Genomic DNA, 21,476 nt, shown 5'->3' on the forward strand with positions numbered 1-21,476 from the left:
GGTCCGCGCGGATTCAGTCATCGTTTCACGAACAACGACCTACTCAGGTGCCAGTCCAGCCATTTGCCCATTCACCTACGGGACTGTCACCCGCTGTGGTCACGCTTTCCAACGTGTTCGGTTTGGGGGAATGGATCTGTGATGACTGGTCCTACAACCCCGAGACGCAAGCGTCTCGGTTTGGGCTGATCCCTGTTCGCTCGCCGCTACTGGGGGACTCGATGTCTCTTTCTCTTCCTCCAGGTACTGAGATGTTTCAGTTCCCTGGGTTCCCTCTCCTTGCGGAGTCCCTCTTGCGAGGGGGGTTTCCCCATTCGGACATCCCCGAGTCAACGCGTATCTCCAGCTCGTCGGGGCTTTTCGCAGGTAATCGCGTCCTTCATCGGCTCCAGTGCCAGGGCATCCACCGTGGACCCTTAGTATCTTGACCTGTCCATTCATTTCACACCACTCAGCCGACCACCGGACAAGTCCAGCGGGCGCCGTGGTGGCGTTCTATGTGCTTGTTCTCTCGCACACCTCTTCGCTTGTCATGCTCCGCGCCTCGCTTGAGGCTCGGAAAAGATACAGGGGAAGACACGACCTGTCAACTCCCCCCGCCTGGTTGTTTCTGAACCTCGCTCGACATGCGGGAAAAGCCGCACCCAGTCGGGGAAAGCACTGCCGCCTCGACCCGAGTGCATCATGGGGGCGTGACCTCGCGCTTCCTTTCCCTCTTCCGACTCATGCTGCCCGCCCTCCTGCCCTCCAGTCTGGTCGGATGTGGTCAAGGGGAGGCCGCGCAAGTTCGGCAGGTCACTACAGGCGGCACCCTCTACACCGTGGCGACGGTGGACCTGACGCGGGACCGCCTGGAGCTGCACTGGGTCAATCCCACCACGGGGCAGCCTTACGGAACGTTTCGGCAGGTCACGGCTCGGCTCGGCAAGAGCGGGCGGCGCGTGCTGTTCGCCACCAACAGTGGCATCTACGCGCCTGGACTGAAGCCGTTGGGCCTGCATGTGGAAGGAGGCCGGACGTTGGTGCCTCTCAACAATGCCCGCTCAGGCGGCAACTTCGCCCTGCTGCCGAACGGGGTGTTCTGGGTCAGGGGCAAGCAGGCGGGCGTCACGGAAACCCGGGCGTATCGCCGTGCGGACCTGCGGCCCACCTTTGCCAGCCAGTCCGGGCCACTGCTGGTCGAAAAGGGGCGGCTGCATCCGGCCTTCAACAAGAGCGGCACCAGCTTCAAGGTTCGCAGTGGCGTGGGCGTGTGCTCGGACGGGAGGGTGCGCTTCGTGGTGAGCGGTGCGCCCGTCAACTTCTACAGTTTTGCGGTGTTCTTCCGGGACACGCTGGGATGTCCGGACGCCCTCTATCTGGACGGCAGCATCAGCGCCTACGCAACGCCACAGACCGACACGCAGTTCGCAGAGTTCGCCGGAATCTGGACGGTCAGCCGTTAGGCAGCCGAAAGCCGCCCCCGAGGAGGCGGCCTGTGAAGGTGGGGGAGGTCAGTTGGCGACGGTCAGATCGACGGTGCTGAGGGGCTCGGCATTGGGGTCTTCCAGGGGGCGCACGTCATAGGTCACCTCGCCGGGACCGGGGCGGCTCTGGTAGCTCCAGCCGCAGGTGCTGTCGAGCAGAACCCGCTTGGTGCCCACGACCCGCTCGCCCCGGCGCACTGTCACGAGGTAACCCTCGCCCGCACCCACCCCACCGAAGCGGAAGGGCTCGCTCACCGTCTGGCCGTCGGAGATGCTGAGGCTGTAGGGCTCGTCGCAGGTGGCGGCGCTGGCGTTGGGATCGGCGGCAGCTACAGTCACCGCCACGCTGGCGAGTTCGGTGCCCGCCTCGTCCTGCGCGGCGTAGGTGTGGGCACCCTCGGCGGGGCTGGGCACGTCGAGGTTCCAGGTGCCGTCGTCCGCGACCGTGACGGACCCCAGGCTGGTGCCGTCTTCCAGAATCTGCACGCTCTGGCCGGGCTCACCCGTGCCGCTCAGCGTGAAGCCCCCAGCCGGGAGTTCGGCGTCAGCTGCAGGCTCGGCAATGGCGAAGGCCGCTGCGGGTTCGGCAGACTCCGTCGCCGTGGTCTCAGTAGTCTCATCTGTGCTCGTACTCGCGGGAGGCGCAGTCGTCGCGCCCGACGCCGCAGTTCCGGTGCCCGGCGAGGCAGGCTCGCTCGGCGGAGTGGCCGGGGTGGTGCCGTTGGCCTCCTGCGCCGGGCTCTCCGTCGCGGCGCTATCGTCGGAGGCAGCGGCCGTACCCGCGTCCGCCGCGGCGTCGGCATCCTCCACGACATTGACCCGGAACTGGCTCTGGGTGCCATCGGAGCCTTCCACGGTGTAGACGTGTTCACCGAGGGTAGGGGCGGGGAGTTGGGCCTGCCAGTTGCCCGCATCGTCCACCGTCGCGGTGGCGACCTCCTGACCCTGGTCAGAGACGGTGAGGGAGATGCCGGGTGTGGCAGTGCCGCTCATCTCGAAGGGCTCGGCGGGGAGATTGGCCCCAGCGGTGGGGTTGGTCACGAGGATGCTCTCGCCGTCACCGGGCGCCGCGGCCGCGTCGTCCACGATGTTGACCTTGAACTGGCTCTGGGTGCCGTCCGAACCTTCCACCGTGTAGGTGTGTTCGCCGGGAGTGGGCGCCGGGATCTGCGCTTCCCAGTTGCCTGCGTCGTCCACGGTGGCAGTGGCGACCTCGTCCCCTTCGTCGGAAATGGTGAGGGTCACGCCAGGAGCCGCCGTCCCGCTCATAACAAAGGGCTCGGCGGGAAGGTCGGCGTCCGAGGTCGGGTTGGTGACCAGGATGCTCTCGCCGTCACCCTGGGTCGCGGCGGGGGCGCTGGCGGTCGTCGGCTCGCGGCCATTCTGCTGGGTCAGCCAACAGCCGCCCAGGCCGAGCAGCAACAGGAGGGGAATTAACCACCAGGGGAAGCCGCCGCGCCGCCGGGTCTGGGTGACGGTGGTGGTGCTGGTCGTCGTGCTGGTGGAGGGGGCGGGTGCAGGCTGGGGCGCAGGAGCAGCCCGCACCTGCGGGGTCGCCGACGCGACGGTGGGCGGATTCAGCAGGGCGGAAAGGCCAGACATTCCCGCCGGAATCAGCCCCGGCAGCAGGCCCGGCAGGTCGCCCAACACCCGGCTGAGGCCCGCCGCGTTGGTGCCGCTGGCCCGAGCCTCGCGGCCCAGCAGCCCCAGCACCACGGGGGCGAGGAGCGCCAGCAGCTTGCCCGCACTTGTGCCCGAGCCCCCCACCGCCGAGCCGAGGCGCCCCGTCACGGCGTCGGCAGAGCCGAACAGGTGCGTGACGAGCGGACGGCCCTGCCCCTCCAGCCGGGTGACCTCGGCAGAATCGGTGGGGAGGGGACCAGCGGCCAGACCCTCCAGGTCGCGGCTGCGGCTGAGGAGGTCGGCGGCTCCAGCCTCGTCCTGTCCCTTGCGGGCGATGGCGGCGAGCAGGACAGGGAGGGAGGCAGCCGCCGCACGACCCGCCGTGCTGGAGGTGAATCCGGCGGCGCGGCCTAGTGCCTCGCCCGACGACCCGCCCAGGTGACCGCGCAGGGTTTCGAGCAGCCCGGCAGCGGTCAGCCCGGCGGCGACGGGGGCCGTTCCTGTGCTTCCCACCGTGGCCGTTGCCACCAGATCGCCGGGCCGCAGGCCCCGCCCCGCGAGCAGGCTCAGCAGGAGAGGCAGGGCAAGCTGGAGCAGGCGGGTGGCTCCCGCCGAATCCGCCGAGCCGAGCCGGGCCGCAATAGACGGCAGCGGCTCGCGCAGCACGTTCGCGGAAAGCACCTCGCCCGCCTGCATCAGCTCGGAGGCGCCGCCGAGGGCCGACAGGGCCGCGTCCACGCTGGGAAAGTTAGGGATGGCCGCGTAGGCCTGGTCGATGGCGGCCCGGCCCTCCGGCGTGCGGTCGGTATCGGCCAGCGCCTGCACGAGCAGGGGGAGGCCGCCTTCCAGCACGCGGCCGGAGTCGGCGGGGGACAGCCCGGCGATCTCGCCCAGAGCGGGCGTCGCGGGGCCAAAAAAGGAAACGAGCGGATCATTCACGGTCATGCAGGCTCCTGGGCAGACGGGAAAGGCGTGGGAAACTGCCGCCCACTGGGGCGGCCCGGCTCACCGTACCTCAGCGCCGCAGCCGCGCCCTGACCGTCACCATGACCTTTTCCTAAGAAAAAGAGGGAGGGCCAGGTGGCCCTCCCCCTCTCCCCTGCCCACACTTCTACGCTTCCAATGCCGGGTCCATCTCGTCGCGTGCCCGCTCTACCAGGGTCAGGATGTCGTAGGTGGCGACGAGTTCCTCGTTCTGGTTGGTGATCTCGGCCCGCCACTCGACCACGCCGGTCGGACGGGTTTCGCCGGGGCGCAGGTCCTTGCGAATCTTGCGCTTGCAGGTCAGGCGGGTGCGGATGGTGTCCCCGATGCCGACCGGCGTGATGAAGCGTAGGTTTTCCAGGCCGTAGTTCGCCAGCACCGGCCCCGGCGCGGCGGAGACGAACTGCCCAGCGGCGGCCGAAATCAGGAAGTAGCCGTGCGCCACCCGCTTCCCGAAGATGCCCTCCTTCGCGCCGATCTCGTCCACATGGGCGTAGAAGTGGTCCCCGGTCAGGCCCGCGAAGTTCACGATGTCGGCCTCGGTGACGGTGCGGCGGTGGGTCAGCAGGCTGTCCCCGACCTGAATCTCGTCGAAGGACTTGCGGAAGGGGTGAACCACGTCCTCGCGCACCTGGGCGCCGGGCACGTACTCGCGGGTCACGGCCGCCAGCGTGGTGGGGTCGGCCTGCACCGCGACCTTGTTCATGTGGTGCTTGATGCCCGCCACGCCCGCGAGTTCCTCGCCACCGCCCGCGCGACCGGGGCCGCCGTGCTTGAGCTGGGGCAGTGGGCTGCCGTGCCCGGTGTTCTCCTTGGCGTTGTCGCGGTTGAGGACCAGCAGGCGGCCGTGCGTGCTCGCCATGCCCATCACGAGGTCGGTGGCCTCAGTGCGGTCATGCGTCAGGATGCTCCCCGCGAGGCTGCCCCGGCCCATCCGGGCGAGGCGCACGGCGTCGTCCAGTGTGTCGTAGGGCAGCAGGGTCGCCACCGGGCCGAACGCCTCCAGCTCGTGCGGGCCGCGTGCGGTCAGGGGCGAGTCGCACAGCAGCACGGTGGGGTCGAGGAAGGCCCCCTTCTCGCGATCACCGCCCAGCAGGTCGCGTTCCTCGCCGCCGATGACCACGCGGGCCTCCTCGCGCAGCGCCTCCAGGGTGGCCTGCACCCGCTCACGCTGAGCGGTGCTCACGAGGGCGCCCATCCGGACGTCGTCGCGGGCGGGGTCGCCCAGGGTCACCTTGCCCAGTTCCTTACGGAGCGCCTCCACCACCGCCTCCACCCGGTCGCGGGGCACTAGGGCGCGGCGGATGGCCGTGCATTTCTGCCCGGCCTTCCCGGTGATCTCGCGGGCAACTTCCTTGATGTAGAGGGCGAACTCGGGGTCCTCCGGGCGCACGGTCAGACCCAGCACCGAGGCGTTCAGGCTGTCGGCCTCGGTCACGAAGGGCACGTTGCGGGTGACGATATTGGGGTGCACCTTGAGCTTGGCCGCCGTCGCCGCCGACCCCGTGAAGGCCACCATGTCCTGTTCCTCGAGGTGGTCCAGCAGGTCGCCGGGGTCTCCGGTCACGAGTTGCAGCGCCCCTTCAGGCAGCAGGCCCGACGCCACGATGTCGCGCACCACCCGTTCGGTGAGGTAGGCCGTCTGCGGGGCGGGCTTGACGAGGCTGGGCATCCCCGCGATAAAGGCGGGCGCGAGCTTTTCCAGCATTCCCCAGACCGGGAAGTTGTAGGCGTTGATCTGCACCGCCACCCCGTCGCGCGGCACGAGGATGTGGCGGCCCACGAAGGTGCCCCCCTTGCCCAGTTGCTCCACCTTGCCGTCGGGCAGGAAGCGCTCGTCGGGCAGCTCGCGGCGGGCGAGGCTGGCGTAGGAGAACAGGGTGCCGATGCCGCCCTCGATATCCACCCACCCGTCGCGGCGGGTCGCGCCGGTCAGCAGGTTGAGGGTGTAATAGTCCTCTTTGCGCTCCATCAGGTACGTCGCCAGCGCCCGCAGCGCCCGCGCCCGCGCGTGGAAGGTCAGTTTGCGAATGGCCGGGCCACCCACGTCGCGCCCGTAGGCGAGCGCCTGCGCGAAATCCACCCCCTCCGAGGAGATGACGGCGACGGGACGGCCGTAGATGGCGTCCACCAGGGTTTCGCCGTCGGGGTTGGCGTGCCAGGTGCCGTAGACGTAGGAGGCGGGGCGGAGGAGGTCAGGGGTGGGAAGGGTGGTCATGGGGACTCCTTACAGAGTGGGGATAGAAAGCAAAGGCAGATGGCAAAAAGCCTGGAGCCTTCTGCCATCTGCGGTGCGTCTGTGGCGCGGTCAGACACTCTTGAAGCCCTCAAATGGCTCCTTGCAGCTATCGCACACGTACAGCCGCTTGCACAGCGTCGGACCGAAGCTGCCGGTCATTCTCACGTTGAAGCTGCTGCACCGTGGGCAACGGGTCGGTTCAATGTCGAGGGTGATCAGGGGCAAGTCGCCCGCCGGGGCCGGGGGTGCGATCCCATACTGGCGCAGGCGTTCGCGGGCGTCCGGCTGAATCCAGTCGGTCGTCCAGGGGGGTGTGAGGGTGCTCCGGACCTCCACGTCCTGCACGCCCAAAGCCCGCACCGCCTCCCCGATGGAATCGCGGATGACGTGTAGGGCCGGGCAGCCAGAGAAGGTGGGCGTGAAGGTCACGCTGACCCGCCCTCCGTCCACCGTCACGTCCCGGACCATGCCCATGTCGGTCACGGAGACGACGGGAATCTCGGGGTCAGGCACAGCGGCGAGCGCGGTCCAGACCTGTTCGGGGGTGACGGGGAGGGTTGTCATAACTTCACCACACCTCGGCGTTCGGCACCGCGCGGGCCACGCTCTGCATCTCAGCGAGGAGCGGGGGGAGGTGCTCGGTGTGCGTGTCGCGTCCGGCCCCAGCGTCGGCGGGCGCGTCCGGCAGGGTCAGGCCGCACTTCCCGATCAGGTGGGGCAGCACGAAGCTTTCCCAACTGCCGCGCAGCTTGTTCAAGTCGGGGACGATCCGGGCCGTCACCAGCTCGGCCTCGCCGGGCACAGGCTGGAACAGTTGCGCCGCGTAAGGCCACAGCTCGTCCAGCGCGGCCTGGGTGCGGCGGCGGCTTTCCTCGGTGCCCAGCGCCAGCCGCTCGACCCATAGGGCCGTGTGCTGGAGGTGAAACTTCTCCTCGCGTAGCGCCTTGGCCGCGACCGCGGCCAGCGGCGCGTAGCTGCTCGCGCGGGCCGCTTCCAGCCACAGCGCCTCGTAGGTGTCGAAGAGGAACTGGCGCAGCATGGTGAAGCCCCAGTCGCCCTTCGGCAGCTCGACAAAACGGGTGCAGCGGTACTCGGCGGCGTCCCGGAAGAAGGCGAGATGATCGGCGTCCGAGCCGTCCAGCGCCCGCCGCAGCTCCAGATACAGCCCGGCGTGCCCCAGCTCATCCTGCGCGATGTTCGCCAGCGCAATGTCCTCTTCGAGGATGGGCGCGTGCCCGGTCCACTCGCCGTCCCGGTGCGCGAGGACAATCTCGTCGTCGGCGAGGGCGGTGAGCTTCTCGATCAGCGCAGCCCGAAGCTCCGGGGCGAGGTCGTGCTGATCGCTGACAGCTGACGGCTGAACGCTCCCCGTCATTCCTGCACCCCTTCCTTCGCGCGGCCGGGAATCAGGCCCTCACGCTTGAGTTCTCCGATGTGGCGGCCGATGACCCCGTAAAACTGCTGCTGCTTGTAGGTCTTGTCCTTCGCCGGGGCAAACCAGCTCTCCACCGTGCCGGGGTCCTCATCGGTGCGGACCACCGCGCTCTCGGGGAAGACCAGCCACGTCAGCGCGTCGGGGTACCCCTCCCGCGCCTGCCGCAGCGCGTCACCGGGACCACTCGCCTCCAGGGTGCCCACCAGGTCCACGAAGGTCATGGAGCGCTTGTGCGTGCGCTTGAGGCCCACGTGGTAGGTGCCCGCCTCGCCGGGGGTGTCCAGCACCTCGGGACGGGCGGCAACTTTCTCCGGGGTGGCGGTCAGGATGTCGGCCTCGCGCACGGTCCACAGGCTCACGGCGGCGGGGCGGCGCACGAAAACGTTGCGGGCGGTGACCAGCGCATGCTGCGGGTCCCCGGCGTGGACGCTGCCCACCGCCTGATGGGGGCGGCCCGGCGCGTCCTGCTTGAACACTTCCCAGCGGGGCCACTGGGTGTCGGCGGACGCGGTCATCAGTCCGCCGCCTGTTCCATCTGCCGCGCCGCGTACGCTTCCAGCGCCTCGCGCACCCAGGCACCGTCCTCGTGGGCCTCGCGGCGAGCACCGAGACGCTCCCTGTTCAGCCCCTGCTGGCCCCTCACGACCGCCCAGAACTCGTCCCAGTTGATCGGGCCGTGCCGCCAGTTGCCGTCCGCGTCCTGGTGCAGGTCGGGGTCGGGGATGGTCAGCCCGGCTTCCAGCAGCTCCGGCGCATGCTCGTTGATGAACTCCTGGCGGACCTCGTCGTTCGTCTTGAGCTTGATGCCCCACCCCGCCAGCGCCCCGGTGTTGGGGCTGTCGGCGTCGTGCGGCCCCAGCATCATCAGGGCAGGCCACCACCAGCGGTTCAGGGCGTCCTGCGCCATCTGGCGCTGCTCGGGCGTGCCCTGCGCGTAGGCGACGATCATCTCCTTGCCCTGCTTGTGGTGGAAGGTCTCCTCCGAGCAGATGCGGACCATCGCCCGGCTGTAGGGGCCGTAGGAGCAGCCCGCCAGCATGGTCTGGTTCTTGATCGCCGCGCCGTCCACCAGCCAGCCGATCATGCCCACGTCGGCCCAGTTCCGGGTGGGATAGTTGAAGATCGAGGAGTACTTGGCCCGGCCCGACAGCAGCGCGTCGAGCATCTCCTCGCGGCTGATGCCCAGCGTCTCGGCGGCGTGATAGAGGTACTGCCCGTGCCCCGCCTCGTCCTGCACCTTGGCGATCAGGATGGTCTTGCGCTTGAGGGACGGCGCCCGCGTGATCCATTCACCCTCGGGCAGCATCCCGACCACCTCGGAATGCGCGTGCTGGCTGATCATGCGGATGAGCTGGCGGCGGTACTCGGCGGGCATCCAGTCGCCGGGCTCGATCTTCTCGCCACGGGCAATCCGGGCGTTGAAAGCGGCGTGCTGCTCGGCGGTCTCGGCGGGCGTCAGGGTCTGGGTCATGCGGGCTCCTCCTGGGTCGGGACAACGTGCCTAACGAGCGTTTGTTAGATGATACAGGAGAGCAGCCTCCACCACCTTCCCTGGCTTACAAAGTGCGGGGCAGAGATCAGGGCTGGAGGTCACCCTCGGGCGCGTCCGCGAGGGCTTGCAGGGCCGGGCGCAGAGCAGGCAACTCCACCCGTGCGGTGTGCCACACCAGCCGGGGGTCCACCCCGAAATAGTCATGCGCGAGCAGGTTGCGGATATCGCGCAGCCGGGGCCAGGGTACGCCGGGGGTGCGGTCCTGCACGCTCTGGGGGATGTACTTGGTGCCCTCGCCCAGCCGCAGCAGGTTGGAGAGAACGGCGTCCTGGGTGCGTTCGTCGGCGAGGAAGGTGGTCAGGGTATGGCCGTCGGTGTAGGCGGTCACCCGGTCCAGCGCCCGTAGCAGATCGTGGACCCGCCAGCGCCAGCGTTTGCCCCGATGCGAGTGGGGCGGCGGGTCGGGCACGGCCAGCACGTCCACCGCGTCGGCCAGAATCTCGCCGCGCAGGGCAGGGTGCAGGCCGCCTTCGGTCAATACATCCACCCGGCGGCCCAGCAGGTCCTCGAACACGGCCTTGGCCCGCATCAGGTCGAGCAGGCCCACCTCCTCCCCGAAGTCCAGCAGCAGGTCGATATCGGCCGACGAGTCCGCCTCGCCCCGCGCGACCGAACCGAAGACGCGCACACGCGACACACCCACCGCCCGCCACGCCGCCTCGCCGGCGCGCAGGACGGCGGCGATGGTGGGGAGGCGCAGGTCGGGGAAGAGGCTGGGGGGCGGCGCGGCCATGCCCGGCAGGATAGGGCGGGGCCGTGTCAGGATGCCTGCGGAATGATTGTCGCCATCGGCCATGACCTCATCGAGATCGAGCGCATCCGGGGCCTGCTCGCGCGGGAGGGGCGGCGGGCCGAGAAGCTGTTCGCCCCGTGCGAACTGGCCTACTGCGCCGGGCACGCGGACCCCGCCCCCAGCCTCGCGGCCCGGTTCGCGGCCAAAGAGGCTTTCCAGAAGGTCTGGCCGCGCCCGCACGGCTGGCGCGACGTGTGGGTCGAGCGCGAGCCCACGCCAGAGGGTCCTTTTCCCTTCGCGCGGCCGGTGCTGGGCTTCGCGCCGGAGATCGCGGCGGAGCTGGAGGCGCGGGGCTGGGTCGCGCACCTGACGCTGACGCACACGAAGGAACATGCGAGCGCGGTGGTAGTGCTGGAGGAGCGGACAGCCGGAAGGGGGTAGCGTTCGCCGCCGTTCTATGGGGCACGGCTCAGCCTACCCACCCCCGCACCCCCTCCACCCCGGTGAGTTGCTCGCTGAGGCGCACGCCGTCCAAGAGATGCGCCCGCAGGACATCGGGCAGCCAGGGCAGACAATCTGGCGGCAGAGCGTTCGGCGCGAACCAGCCCACCTCGGAGGTCTTGTCAAGGGGGAGCGGATCGCCCTCCCACGCGTCAGCCAGAAAGAGGAAATCCACCCCCGCGACCGGGCCACCCAGACCCACGATGTCGTAGCGGGACACGCCCAGCGAGCGCAGCGCGGCCGGGTCGAGCCGCAAGCCGACCTCCTCACGGGCCTCGCGGGTCACGGCGTCCAGCAGGCCCTCGCCGGGTTCGACCCCGCCGCCGGGCAGGTTCCACAGGCCATCCGCAAAGGTCGTCCCCGACCGCCGCCCCAGCAGCACCCGGCCCGAGGCGTCCCGCACGACCAGCCACACCACGAGAGTCAACACCGCGCCACTCTAGCCGGTGCGCTATGCTGCCTCCGCGTCACCGGGGGTGCCCCTGCTGCAATCGGCACGGGCTGAGATCACACCCCAGGAACCTGAACCGGGTCATTCCGGCGGAGGGAGCGTGACGGAGCTGGCCCTACACGGGGCACGGTTCCTCTGCTTCCCCTCGTGACGCGAGGGGGATTTTTTATGCGCAAGACCCTGCTGCTCGGCCTGCTGCTCGCGGGCACCGCCCACGCCCAGACCACCCTGACGGTCATCACGCACGACTCCTTCGACGTGGACAAGAAGCTGGTGGCCGAGTTCGAGAAGACCAACAAGGTCCGCGTGCGCTTCGTGCGGGGCGGGGACGCGGGCGAACTCCTGAACCGCCTGATCCTGACCCGCCGCGCCCCGATTGCCGACGTGGTGTACGGCCTGGACAACGCCATGCTGCCCCGCGCGAGGGCCGCCGGGATTCTGGAGGCCTACCGTTCCCCCGCGCTGGCGAAGGTGCCCGCCGCCTACCGTCTGGACGAGGCAGGGCTGCTGAACACGGTGGATTACGGGCTGGTGGCGCTGAACTACGACCGGGCGGCGTGGGCGAAAACGGGCCTGCCCCTACCCCGCAGCCTGGACGACCTGAAAAAGCCCCAGTATGCCCGGCTGACGGTGGTGCCCTCGCCCGCGACGAGCAGCCCCGGCCTCGCCTTCCTGCTCGCCACCGTGAACCACTACGGCGAGGCGGGCGCGTGGGCGTGGTGGCGGGAAGCCCGCGCAAATGGGATGAAGGTCGTGCGCGGCTGGTCGGACGCCTACAACAAGGACTTCAGCAAGAACGGCGGTAAATACCCCATCGTTCTGAGCTACGCGAGCAGCCCCGCCGCCGAGGTCTATTACGCCGACGGCTACGACCCCAAAAAGCCGCCCGCCCAGGCCCCCACCGCCAACCTCTTCCTGCCGGGCAGCACGTTCCTGCAACTGGAGGGCGTGGGCGTCCTGAAGGGGAGCAAGCAGCCCGCGCTGGCCCGCAAATTCGTGGATTTCATGCTCTCGGGCGGCGTGCAGGCCGATATCCCCACCCGCATGTGGATCTACCCGGCCGTGAGTGGCACCAAACTGGACCCCGTCTTCCGCTTTGCCGAGAAGCCGGAGACCAAGCCCGTGAAGGCCAGCGTGACGGCCAATCCGCAGCGGCTGGTGGACGCGTGGGTGACGCAGGTGCTGCGGGCGCGGTGGGGAAGCTGACGCTGCTCACGCGCCCCCTCACCCCAGCCCTCTCCCACGAGGGGAGAGGGAGCAACAACGCTCAAGCTTTAGCCTCCCCAACCCGCCTACAGCGGACGGCCGATCAGCCCGCGCGGCTGACCCTCGCACCGCCTTCACCACGTCGGCTCGCGCAGCGAGACGGTGGCCGCCCGCAGCACGCACCAAGATCAAACATTCCGCGCCGAGGAACACGAACACCGATGCACCGGACGAAGGCCCTGCCCAGCGCAGCGCCGCTCCCCCTGCCCCCTCTGGGGGTAGGGGGCTGGGGAGTGGGGGCGAAGACGAATCAAGACGTCCTGCCCCTCCCATGACCCCTTCCCCCCGCACCGGCTGGCTCCTCGCCCTCCCCCCCCTTCTTTTCCTGACCCTCTTCCTTGCCCTCCCCCTCGCCCGCACTCTGGCCGAAGGTGGCGTCAACCTCGCCATCTGGCAAGACCCCTACTTCCTGGGCCGCCTGACCTGGACGCTGACCCAGGCAGGCGCGTCCGCCCTGCTCGCCCTGCTGATAGGGGCTCCCCTCGCCTATCTGCTCTCGCGCCACGCGGTCCCCGGCAAGGCCCTGCTGCTGCGTCTCCTCCTCCTGCCCTTCGTGACGCCGACGCTGGTGGCCGTGCTGGGCCTCTCGGCGCTGCTGGGACCGCAGGGGTGGATCAGCCGCCCGCTGAGCCTCGACCTGGAGGAGACGCCCGCGCTGCTGATCCTGGGCAACCTCTTCTTCAACCTGCCGGTGATGGTCCGGCTGGCCTATGCGGGCTTCTCGCGGGTGTCGCCGGGACTGATCGGCGCGGCGCGGACGCTGGGGGCGTCGGGCGGGCGGGCGGCGCTGACGGTCGCGCTGCCACTCGCGCTGCCGGGGTTGCTGGCCGGAGTGATTCTGGTCTTTCTGTATTCGGCACTGAGCTTCGGGCTGCCGCTGGCGCTGGGGGGCGAGCGGTACGCCACGCTGGAGGTGGAAATCTATACGCTGACGGCCTACCAGTTCCGGCTGTCAGAGGCGAGTGCCCTGATCGCCGGGCAACTCGCGCTGACGCTGGGGGCGACGTGGGCGTATGTGACCCTGCTGCGCGGCGGGACGGGCGTGCCCGCGAGCGGCCTGCCCCCGGCGCGGGGTGCGGCGGCGGTGGGCCTGTGGAGCCTCGTGACGTTGGTGGTCCTGCTCTGCTTCGGGCCACTGCTCGCCGTCGTGGCGCGGGGGCTGCTGGGGTCAGCCGGGCCGACGCTGGCCTACTGGCAGGGCATCCTGGCGGACCCGGAGACGCCGCTGCTGGTGGGCAACACGCTGCGTTTCGGACTGTTCGGGCTGGCGGGGGCCGTGCTGCTGGGCGGATTGCACGCGCTGGGGGCCTGGCGGGCACGGTCCCGCCTCCTCGACCTGCTCTCGCTGCTGCCGCTGATGGTGTCGCCCGTGAGCCTGGCAGTGGGCTACCTGCTGGCGTACCCGGCGCTGTCGGCCACCCTGCCCCTCCTGATCGCGGCCTATACGCTGCTGGGCTTTCCGCTGGTGACGCGCAGCCTGCTTCCGGCGCTGCGGGCACTCCCGCCCCGGTTGACGGAGGCGGCCCGCACCCTGGGTGCTCGGCCCCTCGGGGCGCACCGCACAGTCACGCTGCCACTCACGCTTCCAGCCCTGCGGGGCGGTGCGGCGCTGGCGCTGGCGACCGTACTGGGCGAGTTCGGAGCGACGCTGGTGCTGACCCGGCCCGAGTGGGCGACCCTCAGCGTGGGGCTGTATGACCGGCTGGGCCGCCCCGGCGAGCGCAATCTGGGCGAAGCCTGTGCGCTGGCGACGGTGCTGCTGCTCCTCGCAGCCGGGGCCTTCACCTTGCTGGACGGCGGGGAGGGGGAGGTGACGTGAGCCAGAATGCGGCCGTGCCCGCCCTCTCCCTCCACAATCTCTCCAAACGCTATGGCCCCACCCTGGCCGCCGGGGAAGTCTCTCTGACCGTCGGCGCAGGTGAAACGGTTGCCTTGCTGGGGCCGAGTGGCTGCGGCAAGAGCACGGTGCTGCGCTGCGTGGCGGGGCTGGAACGTCCCGATATGGGCCGGGTGGAGATCGGTGGGCGGGACGTGACGGCCCTGCTCCCGGAGGCGCGGCACGTCGGGCTGGTCTTTCAGGACTACGCCCTCTTTCCGCACCTGACCGTGCTGGGCAACGTCGCCTACGGTCCCCGGATGCGGGGAGCGCGGCGGGCGGAGGCCGAGAGGCGGGCGCGGGACGCCCTGGCGCTCGTAGGCCTGGACACCTTGGCGGAGCGCAAGCCCGCGCAGCTTTCCGGTGGGCAGGCGCAGCGGGTGGCCCTGGCCCGTGCGGTGGCGACCGGGGCTCCCCTGCTGCTTCTCGACGAGCCACTGAGCAATCTGGACGAGCAACTCCGGGCGCGGCTGCGCGCCGACCTGCGGGCGCTGTTCGGCCAGGTCGGCGCGGGCGTTCTGCTCGTCACCCACGACCAGCGGGAGGCGTTGGCGCTGGCCGCCCGGGTCGCCGTCATGCGGGCTGGACGGTTGGTGCAGGTGGGGGGGGCACAGCAGGTCTTCGCCCGGCCCGCGACCGCGTGGGTGGCGGCCTTCCTGGGGCACGCGAATGTGCTGGCCGCTCCGGGCGGTGTGGCGCGGCTGATCCCGGAGGAGGCGGTGCGGCTGGGCGAGGGCGACCCCTTCCCCGTCACCGCGCACCAGCCCACCGACACCGGGGCCGAGGTGACGGTCGCGCACCCCCTCGGCCCCCTCACCCTGCACCTCAGTCCCCGGGAGGCAGCGGACATCGAAGAAGGGCGCCTCAGGCTGAACGTGGACGAGGAGCGTGTCCTGACCCTGCCGGATGACCGGGAGGGCCTGTGACCGCCTGGATTCTGGTTGGAGGGCGGCTGGTCCCCACGCCTGCCCTGGCTGCCCTCCCCCACCCTGACCTCGTGGTGGCAGCCGACGGTGGAGCACGGCACGCGGCGGTGCTGGCAGTGCCTCTTGACGTGTGGGTGGGCGACTTCGACTCGTCCGGGGGCCTGGAACTGGATGCCCCGCGCGAGGTTCACCCCGCCGCCAAGGACGAGACGGACGCCGAACTCGCCGTGCGGGTGGCACGGCACCGGGGGGCCACCCAACTCGTGTTTCTGGGGGCCTTCGGGGGCCGCTTCGACCACGCGGCGGCGCTGGCCCTGGGAGCGGTGCGGCTGGTGCGGGAGGGATGCGGCGTCACCCTCCACAGCGGCGACGAGAGCGGGCATCCGCTGCTGCCGGGTCAGGTCCTGAGCCTCGACCTTCCTTCCGGCGCCACGCTGAGCGTGCTCGCCCTGAGTGACCTTCGTGGCCTGACCCTGACCGGGGTGCGCTGGCCCCTCTCCGGGGCCGACGTGCCCCTGGGCAGCGGCTGGACCGTCAGCAACGAGGCGCTGGGCGGCAAAGTTCAGGCCAGTCTCACCGCCGGGATGGGGTTGGTCACGGTCCTGCACTCAGGGGAAGGTCAAACCGCGCTTGCCCGGTAGGGCCGGTTCAGGCGGCGCTCCAGCAGGGCGAACAGCCGCGCCGCCACGTTCGACAGCAGGAAATAGATCAGCGCGACGGCGAGGTACAGCGGCACCGGCTGGTAGGTGATGGACACCAGCCCACGGGTGGTCAGCAGCAGTTCGGACACCGTGATCACGCTGGCGAGGCTGGAATCCTTGAGGAGGCCGATGAACTGGTTCCCCAGCGCGGGCACGGCCGTCCGGGCCGCCTGCGGAATCAAGACCAGCCGCAGGATGTCCCAGGGCTTCAGGCCCAGCGCCCGCGCCGCCTCGGTCTGGCCCCGGTCCACGGCGTTCAGGCTGCCCCGGATGATCTCGGCGGCGTAGGCCCCGGCGAAGAGGCTCAGGCCCAGCACCGCCGTGTTGAAGGCGGGCAGCGAGACGCCCGTGATCTGCGGCAGCGCGAAGAAAAGGAAAAAGAGCTGCACCAGCAGCGGCGTGCCGCGGAAGGTCTCGATATAGGCCCCCGCCAGCAGCCGCACGGGCGCCAGGCGCGACCTCCGCCCCAGCCCGGCGATCAGACCCAGGATCAGGCCGAAGATGCTCGCCAGGACCGTGAGGGACAGCGTGAGCTGGGCGCCGCGCCACAGGGCCGCGAGCGCGTCGGGGGTGAACACGGTGGAGAGGGTGGACAGCATGGGCAGAACCTCCTATATCGGCGGGGCCAGAAGAAGGGGCCGCACGGCTGATCCGCACGGCCCACTTCCGGCTGCCTGGTTTTACTTGGCGGGCACCGTGATGTCGGAGCCGAGGTACTTGAGGCTCAGGCGCTTCATCGTGCCGTCGGCCCGCATGGCGGCCAGCGCCTTTTCCACGGCGGCCTTGAGCTGCGGCTGGTTCTTGCCCAGCGTGATGTAGGGGTTGTCCTGCAACAGCACCGGCCCGGCCAGCTTGAGCTTCTGCCCGTTCTTGATGGCGACGCTGCCCACCGTGCGGGTGGTGATCATCCCGGCGGCGCGGCCCGCGTTCAGCGCCAGGAAGATCTCCTGCTCGCCGCTGTAGGTCACGACGTTGGTGTACTTGCGGTCGCGCAGGAACTTTTCGAAGACGGTGCCCTGGGCCACCGCAACGGGCTTGCCGTTCAGCCCCGCGAGGCTGCGGGCCGATGAATTCGCGGGCACCACCAGTTGCAGGCCGTCGTAGTAGTAGGGACGGCTCAGGAAGTCCACCGCCCGCTCGCGCTCCGGGGTCTTGCTCTGGGAGGCGACGGCGATGTCGAACTGCCCGGCCTGCAACCCCGCGATGATGGAGGGGAACTCGGCTTTGATCAGCCGGGCGCGGACGCCGAGGCGCTTGGCGATCTCGCGGGCCACGTCGGCATCGAAGCCGGTCAGCGAGCCGTCGGGGGCAGGCTGCGAGAAGGGCGGGTACTCACCGCTCATCACGACGCGCAGTTCGCCGCGCTTGCGGACATCGGCGAGCTCGGCATGCGCGGCCGAGGTGACCGCGAGGGCGAGGGTGGACAGCAGCAGCAGACGGGATTTCAACATGGGACTCTCCTGACCCTGGAACGTGAAAGAGGGCAAACGGGTCCCACGCTACCCCGTCTGCCCCCCGATTGCCGAGAAGGGTTTCTTAAGTTGGTACGAGAGGCTACAGGTCAGGCCTTGCGGATCAGGGTGTTGCCGGGCACGCCTCTACCCCCGCACGGGTCTTGCGGGTAAAGCGGCAGCCGTAGGTGGGGCTGGCGACGGTGGTAGCGGTCAGCACGTCATCCCCGGCGGGCTTCACGCCCGTGCGCTCCCAGGCCACGAGGTCATTGAAGGCTTCGACGAGTTCCGCCCCATCGAACTCGCAGTGGCCCGCCGCGCGAATGGCCCGCTGCACCAGGCGGTCGCCGTTGCCACTGGCCTGCGCCGCCTGGCGGTAGAGCTGCTGGTGCCGGAAGGGCACGTAGAAGTCGCCCAGCGTGTGCAGGGTCAGTACGGGCACGCTGAACTGACCGTTCACGGCGGGCAGCCAGCGCAGGCCGCCGGGCCGGGCGATGTTCGCGGCGGGATCGGCCTTCACGCGCAGAATCACGTCGTTGAAAGTCTTCTCGGCGGCGGTGGGGGCGGCGTCGCTCGTCCAGCGGTAGACCCGGCCCTCGTTGCCGTAGAGGTTGCGGGTCAGGATGCCGTTGATCGTGCCGTCGGACCCACCCGTGCTGAAGACCGCGTTCTGGTAGGCGGCGAGGCGGAAGCCCTGCTCGAAGACGGGGCGGTCCCCGCCGGTCAGGCGGCGGGCGATCTCGCGCAACCGGGCACCCTGGGCCTCGTTCTCGGTCCAGGTCGGCCCCTCGGTCTCGGTGAAAAGGGCCTGTTTGATCGCGGGCAGCAGGTCCTGGTAGTTGCTCTGGGGGAAGGTGCGCGGCCCCAGCCCGGCGAGCTGGGCGGCAACCAGGGTGTAGTCGCCCAGCCAATCGAACTGGTACGCCTCGTCCATCACCCCGCACAGCGGGAGGGCGGCGGCGTAGTTGACGCGGTTTTTGGCCGTCGCCAGCGTCTCCTTTTCCACGGCGGCGGCCGTGATGTGCCCGCCCATCGAGACGCCCATGATCAGGTACTTGCTCGGCTTGGCGTACTTGTTGCCGGTCAGGCGCTCGAAGGCGAGCGCGAGTGCGTTGGTGTCCTCCACCCCCGCCTGCACGTCGTAGTAGTTGGCCGAGTAGCTGCTCGCGGCCCAGGCGTATCCCTGCGCGAGGAGGGCGGCGCGGATCGGGGGCGGGGCCACGGTCAGGTTCTCCCCGGTGCCCGCGTAGCCGTGCGCGTACATGACCAGGGTGCCGTTCCAGTTCGCCGGAACCTCGATCTGGTAGGCGGCGTCGCCGCGCAGCCCCGCATAGGTGCCCTGGTAGAGGGTGGCGCCCGTCACGGAGGCGAGGGTGGGCGGGACGGCCTTGAAGGTGCGGCCCGCCTGGGCAGGCACCTCGGCGGGGGGCCGCACCTGGGTGCAACTGCCCAGCAGCAGGCTGGCGGCAAGGAACACGGGCACGGGGGAACGGAAGAGCGTCATAGAACCTCCGAAGAAGGGGAAGCCGTCCGGCGACCACGCGGGGACCCGGGGAGAGGCGAAGCGGATTGTGAACAGAAGCTCCCCCAGTTAAGGGCACCCGGGCGGCCCCTGTCAACGCGCCGGGAACCCCCCACCCGCCCGCCCCGTATGGGGGGCTATGACGAGACGTGGACCCGGATGTGGCTGCCTGGGGTGTGGGGGCGGCGGCCTGCTCGTGTTGGCCGTGCTGGGAGCACTCGCGTGGTTCCTGGTGATTCAGCCTGCGCGGACCTTTCTGGAATCGTGGCAGGGGGCGGGGACGGCCACCACCCAGCCGCAGACGCCGCCCCCCTCCCCGGGCGGAACGGGCATCGACGTGCCCACCCTGCCGGGGCCGAACGGCGGGAGCACGGCGACCACGCCCCCGCAGGGGGAAGCGAGCCAGCCCGCTTCCCCAGCAGGAGCGCCCCTCACCCGGTCGGATGTGGAGAGCTTCCTGGCCGTGCGCCGAGACGTGCAGGCCGCGCTGGGAGACAACTTCGCGCAGCTTCAACAGGTCTGGACCGACATCCAGCAGGGCCAGTCGCCCAACATCCTGACGCTGGCGCAGGTGCTGGGGCGCGTCAGCGGCAGCGTCGGCGCAGCCCGCACCGCCCAGGCGCAGGCCCTGACCCGCGAGGGCCTCAGCCCCGAGCGCTACGCCCAGATTCGCGGCGCGGTGAACCGGGCGCTCGGCGTGCCCGACATCGACTTCGCCCAAGCCGCCGAGGCCCTGCGCTCGGGCCGTCTGCCCGACCTAGGGACGACCGTGCGGGCGGCGACGCCCGAAGAACGTGCCCTGGTCGCCCCCTACCGGGCGGAGTTAACGCAGACAGCGGCGCTGGGGTTGCTGGGGCTGTAGACCCTGCCTCCACCAAGCGGAGATGCCCTGGCCTCGGCCGGGGCACTTTTCCTTTTGGCAGGCTCAGCACGGATTACTGACGGGCCTTCTCCACACCCCGTAAGGTAAGCCCATGACCACCGACTCCCTTCCTTCCACCGCCCGGTCGGAGGCGCTGTTCGCCCGCGCCCGCGCCGTGACCCCCGGCGGCGTGAACAGCCCGGTGCGGGCCTTTAAAAGCGTGGGCGGCACCCCGCGCTTTATCCGGGAAGCCCACGGTGCCTTCCTCACCGACGCGGACGGCACCCGCTACCTCGACTACATCGGCTCGTGGGGGCCGATGATCCTGGGGCACGACCACCCCGCCGTGCGGGAGGCCATCGCCTCGGCCCTCGCGGGCGGCACGTCCTTCGGCGCTCCCGGCGAGCGCGAGGTGCAACTGGCGGAAACCGTTACCCGCATCACCGGGGTCGACCGCGTGCGCTTCGTGAACAGCGGGACGGAAGCCACCATGAGCGCCCTGCGGCTGGCGCGGGGCTTCACCGGGCGGAAATACCTCCTGAAATTCCGGGGCAACTACCACGGCCACGCCGACGGCCTGCTCGTAGAGGCCGGAAGCGGATTGATGACGAACGCGGCGGGCGCCCTGGGGCAGGCGGCGCCCAGCAGCGCGGGCGTGCCGGAGGAATACGCGGCCCTCACGCTGGTGAGCGAGTACAACGACCCGGCGGCGCTGGACGCGCTGATGGCCGAGCGCGGCGGGGAGATCGCCGCTGTCATCTTCGAGCCGGTGGTGGGCAACGCGGGCGTGCTGATTCCCACGCCGGAGTTCCTGGCCGCGCTGCACCGGGTCCGCGAGCACGGCGTCCTCCTGATCGCGGACGAGGTGATGACGGGCTTCCGCCTCTCGCTGCGGGGAGCGACCGGGCGTCTGGGCCTGTCCCCCGACCTGATCTGCTGGGGCAAGATCATCGGCGGCGGGTTGCCGGTGGGGGCCTATGGCGGTCGGGCCGACGTGATGGACTTCGTGTCTCCGCAGGGGCCGGTGTACCAGGCCGGGACGCTGAGCGGCAACCCGCTGGCGATGGCGGCGGGCCTCGCCACGCTGGAGGTGCTGGAGGGTGACCCCGGCATCTACGAGCGGCTGGAGACGTATACAACTGCCCTCGCGGACGGCCTGCGCTCGGCGGCGCGGGAGGCGGGCGTGCCCCTCAGCGTGAACCACATCGGCTCGATGCTCACGGCCTTCCATCAGGACGCGCCTGACGGGTCCATCCGCACCTACGCGGACGCGGCCCGCAGCGACACGGCCGCCTTCGCCGCGTGGTTCCAGCACATGCTGGGCCGGGGCATCTACTGGGCGCCCTCGCAGTTCGAGAGCATCTTCGTGAGTGCCGCCCACACCGACCACGACCTGAACGCCACGCTGAACGCCGCCCGCGCCGCCTACGCCGGGCTGGGGAGGACCGCATGACCCTGCTGGAAAGCACCCCCGACGTGATTCGCGTTCTGGCCGACAACAAGGTGGTCGCCGTCGTCGGCTTTCACCCCGACCCGATGAAACCCGCCCACTACGTCCCCGAGTACCTGCACCGCCAGGGCTACACGGTGATTCCGGTGAACCCGGCCCTCGCCGCGCGGGGCGAGAGTTACTTCGGGCAGAAGGCGGTCGCCACCCTCGCGGAGATCGGCACGCCGGTGGACGTGGTGGAGGTCTTTCGCCGCAGCGACAAGGTGCACCAGCATCTGGGCGACATTCTCGCCATGCAGCCCCTGCCGCGCGTGGTGTGGCTGCAACTCGGCATCCGCGACGACGCGACGGCGCGGGCACTGACCCAGCGCGGCATCGACGTGATTCAGGACCGCTGCATGCTGGCGGACCACCGGGCGCTGCTGTAGGAAGCCGTCA

At 70.1% G+C, this 21,476-nt stretch carries 20 protein-coding genes, 1 rRNA gene and 1 riboswitch; of the genes, 9 read left to right on the forward strand and 12 right to left on the reverse strand.

The genetic code is table 11. From position 1 onward, the window contains the following. Positions 1-430 (reverse strand): 23S ribosomal RNA (locus L1280_RS05305); the annotation flags it as partial. A gap of 295 nt (positions 431-725) precedes the next feature. Here L1280_RS05305 and L1280_RS05310 point away from each other — a divergent pair. Continuing rightward, the gene (locus L1280_RS05310; protein ID WP_253581499.1) at positions 726-1,445 is read left to right on the forward strand and encodes a phosphodiester glycosidase family protein; all 720 of its coding nucleotides are present in this window, start codon (positions 726-728) and stop codon (positions 1,443-1,445) included. Between the two features lie 48 nt (positions 1,446-1,493). On the opposite strand, the gene L1280_RS05315 is transcribed toward L1280_RS05310, so the two are convergent. The 7 genes from L1280_RS05315 to L1280_RS05345 form a co-directional block, all read right to left on the reverse strand. Next, positions 1,494-4,034: a DUF937 domain-containing protein gene (locus L1280_RS05315; RefSeq protein WP_253581084.1), complete on the reverse strand. Its 2,541-nt coding sequence runs from the start codon at positions 4,032-4,034 to the stop codon at positions 1,494-1,496. Between the two features lie 166 nt (positions 4,035-4,200). Further along, entirely contained in the window at positions 4,201-6,291 is a 2,091-nt protein-coding gene (gene paaZ, locus L1280_RS05320) for a phenylacetic acid degradation bifunctional protein PaaZ (RefSeq protein WP_253581085.1), read from the reverse strand. Between the two features lie 90 nt (positions 6,292-6,381). After that, positions 6,382-6,876, reverse strand: coding sequence for a 1,2-phenylacetyl-CoA epoxidase subunit PaaD (gene paaD, locus L1280_RS05325; protein ID WP_253581086.1), 495 nt, complete (start codon positions 6,874-6,876; stop codon positions 6,382-6,384). A gap of 4 nt (positions 6,877-6,880) precedes the next feature. Further along, complete coding sequence (gene paaC, locus L1280_RS05330; protein WP_253581087.1) at positions 6,881-7,687, reverse strand: 1,2-phenylacetyl-CoA epoxidase subunit PaaC; 807 nt, start codon at positions 7,685-7,687, stop codon at positions 6,881-6,883. After that, positions 7,684-8,262: a phenylacetic acid degradation protein gene (locus L1280_RS05335; protein WP_253581088.1), complete on the reverse strand. Its 579-nt coding sequence runs from the start codon at positions 8,260-8,262 to the stop codon at positions 7,684-7,686. The genes paaC and L1280_RS05335 overlap by 4 nt, the downstream gene beginning before the upstream one ends. Continuing rightward, positions 8,262-9,218 carry a 1,2-phenylacetyl-CoA epoxidase subunit PaaA gene (paaA, locus tag L1280_RS05340; protein WP_253581089.1) on the reverse strand — a complete coding sequence of 319 codons (957 nt, stop codon included), beginning with the start codon at positions 9,216-9,218 and terminating at the stop codon, positions 8,262-8,264. The genes L1280_RS05335 and paaA overlap by 1 nt, the downstream gene beginning before the upstream one ends. A 106-nt stretch (positions 9,219-9,324) precedes the next feature. Next, positions 9,325-10,032 carry a HepT-like ribonuclease domain-containing protein gene (locus tag L1280_RS05345; protein ID WP_253581090.1) on the reverse strand — a complete coding sequence of 236 codons (708 nt, stop codon included), beginning with the start codon at positions 10,030-10,032 and terminating at the stop codon, positions 9,325-9,327. A 42-nt stretch (positions 10,033-10,074) separates the two neighbouring features. On the opposite strand from L1280_RS05345, the gene L1280_RS05350 reads away from it, so the two are divergent. Further along, complete coding sequence (locus L1280_RS05350) at positions 10,075-10,473, forward strand: 4'-phosphopantetheinyl transferase superfamily protein (protein WP_253581091.1); 399 nt, start codon at positions 10,075-10,077, stop codon at positions 10,471-10,473. Positions 10,474-10,501: 28 nt separating this feature from the next. Here L1280_RS05350 and L1280_RS05355 read toward each other — a convergent pair whose 3' ends face one another. Further along, the gene (locus L1280_RS05355) at positions 10,502-10,963 is read right to left on the reverse strand and encodes an NUDIX domain-containing protein (RefSeq protein ID WP_253581092.1); all 462 of its coding nucleotides are present in this window, start codon (positions 10,961-10,963) and stop codon (positions 10,502-10,504) included. Positions 10,964-10,995: 32 nt separating this feature from the next. Then, a riboswitch (TPP riboswitch) is annotated at positions 10,996-11,100 on the forward strand. Positions 11,101-11,152: 52 nt separating this feature from the next. Here L1280_RS05355 and L1280_RS05360 point away from each other — a divergent pair. The 4 genes from L1280_RS05360 to L1280_RS05375 all read left to right on the forward strand — a co-directional run bounded on the left by L1280_RS05360 (position 11,153) and on the right by L1280_RS05375 (position 15,693). Then, complete coding sequence (locus tag L1280_RS05360) at positions 11,153-12,190, forward strand: thiamine ABC transporter substrate-binding protein (protein WP_253581093.1); 1,038 nt, start codon at positions 11,153-11,155, stop codon at positions 12,188-12,190. 331 nt (positions 12,191-12,521) lie between these two features. After that, entirely contained in the window at positions 12,522-14,069 is a 1,548-nt protein-coding gene (locus L1280_RS05365) for an iron ABC transporter permease (protein WP_253581094.1), read from the forward strand. After that, positions 14,066-15,052 carry an ATP-binding cassette domain-containing protein gene (locus L1280_RS05370; protein ID WP_253581095.1) on the forward strand — a complete coding sequence of 329 codons (987 nt, stop codon included), beginning with the start codon at positions 14,066-14,068 and terminating at the stop codon, positions 15,050-15,052. The genes L1280_RS05365 and L1280_RS05370 overlap by 4 nt, the downstream gene beginning before the upstream one ends. Next, complete coding sequence (locus tag L1280_RS05375; protein WP_253581096.1) at positions 15,049-15,693, forward strand: thiamine diphosphokinase; 645 nt, start codon at positions 15,049-15,051, stop codon at positions 15,691-15,693. The genes L1280_RS05370 and L1280_RS05375 overlap by 4 nt, the downstream gene beginning before the upstream one ends. On the opposite strand, the gene L1280_RS05380 is transcribed toward L1280_RS05375, so the two are convergent. The 3 genes from L1280_RS05380 to L1280_RS05390 form a co-directional block, all read right to left on the reverse strand. Then, a complete protein-coding gene (locus L1280_RS05380) occupies positions 15,672-16,352 on the reverse strand; it encodes an amino acid ABC transporter permease (RefSeq protein WP_253581097.1) in 681 nt (226 codons plus the stop codon). The two genes, L1280_RS05375 and L1280_RS05380, sit on opposite strands and share 22 nt — an antisense overlap. 81 nt (positions 16,353-16,433) lie before the next feature. Further along, a complete protein-coding gene (locus L1280_RS05385; protein WP_253581098.1) occupies positions 16,434-17,204 on the reverse strand; it encodes a transporter substrate-binding domain-containing protein in 771 nt (256 codons plus the stop codon). A gap of 124 nt (positions 17,205-17,328) precedes the next feature. Continuing rightward, entirely contained in the window at positions 17,329-18,708 is a 1,380-nt protein-coding gene (locus tag L1280_RS05390; RefSeq protein WP_253581099.1) for an alpha/beta hydrolase, read from the reverse strand. 157 nt (positions 18,709-18,865) lie between these two features. Here L1280_RS05390 and L1280_RS05395 point away from each other — a divergent pair, with 157 nt between their 5' ends. The 3 genes from L1280_RS05395 (at position 18,866) to L1280_RS05405 (ending at position 21,466) form a co-directional block, all read left to right on the forward strand. Beyond that, on the forward strand, positions 18,866-19,588 hold the full coding sequence (locus L1280_RS05395) for a hypothetical protein (protein ID WP_253581100.1): 723 nt from the start codon (positions 18,866-18,868) through the stop codon (positions 19,586-19,588). A gap of 112 nt (positions 19,589-19,700) precedes the next feature. Next, on the forward strand, positions 19,701-21,041 hold the full coding sequence (gene hemL / locus L1280_RS05400) for a glutamate-1-semialdehyde 2,1-aminomutase (RefSeq protein WP_253581101.1): 1,341 nt from the start codon (positions 19,701-19,703) through the stop codon (positions 21,039-21,041). Then, positions 21,038-21,466 (forward strand): CoA-binding protein, encoded by a 429-nt coding sequence (locus L1280_RS05405; protein ID WP_253581102.1) that lies wholly within the window; start codon positions 21,038-21,040, stop codon positions 21,464-21,466. The genes hemL and L1280_RS05405 overlap by 4 nt, the downstream gene beginning before the upstream one ends. The last annotated feature ends 10 nt before the right edge of the window (positions 21,467-21,476 follow it).

This window comes from Deinococcus sp. HSC-46F16, from assembly GCF_024171495.1.
Lineage (GTDB): Bacteria > Deinococcota > Deinococci > Deinococcales > Deinococcaceae > Deinococcus.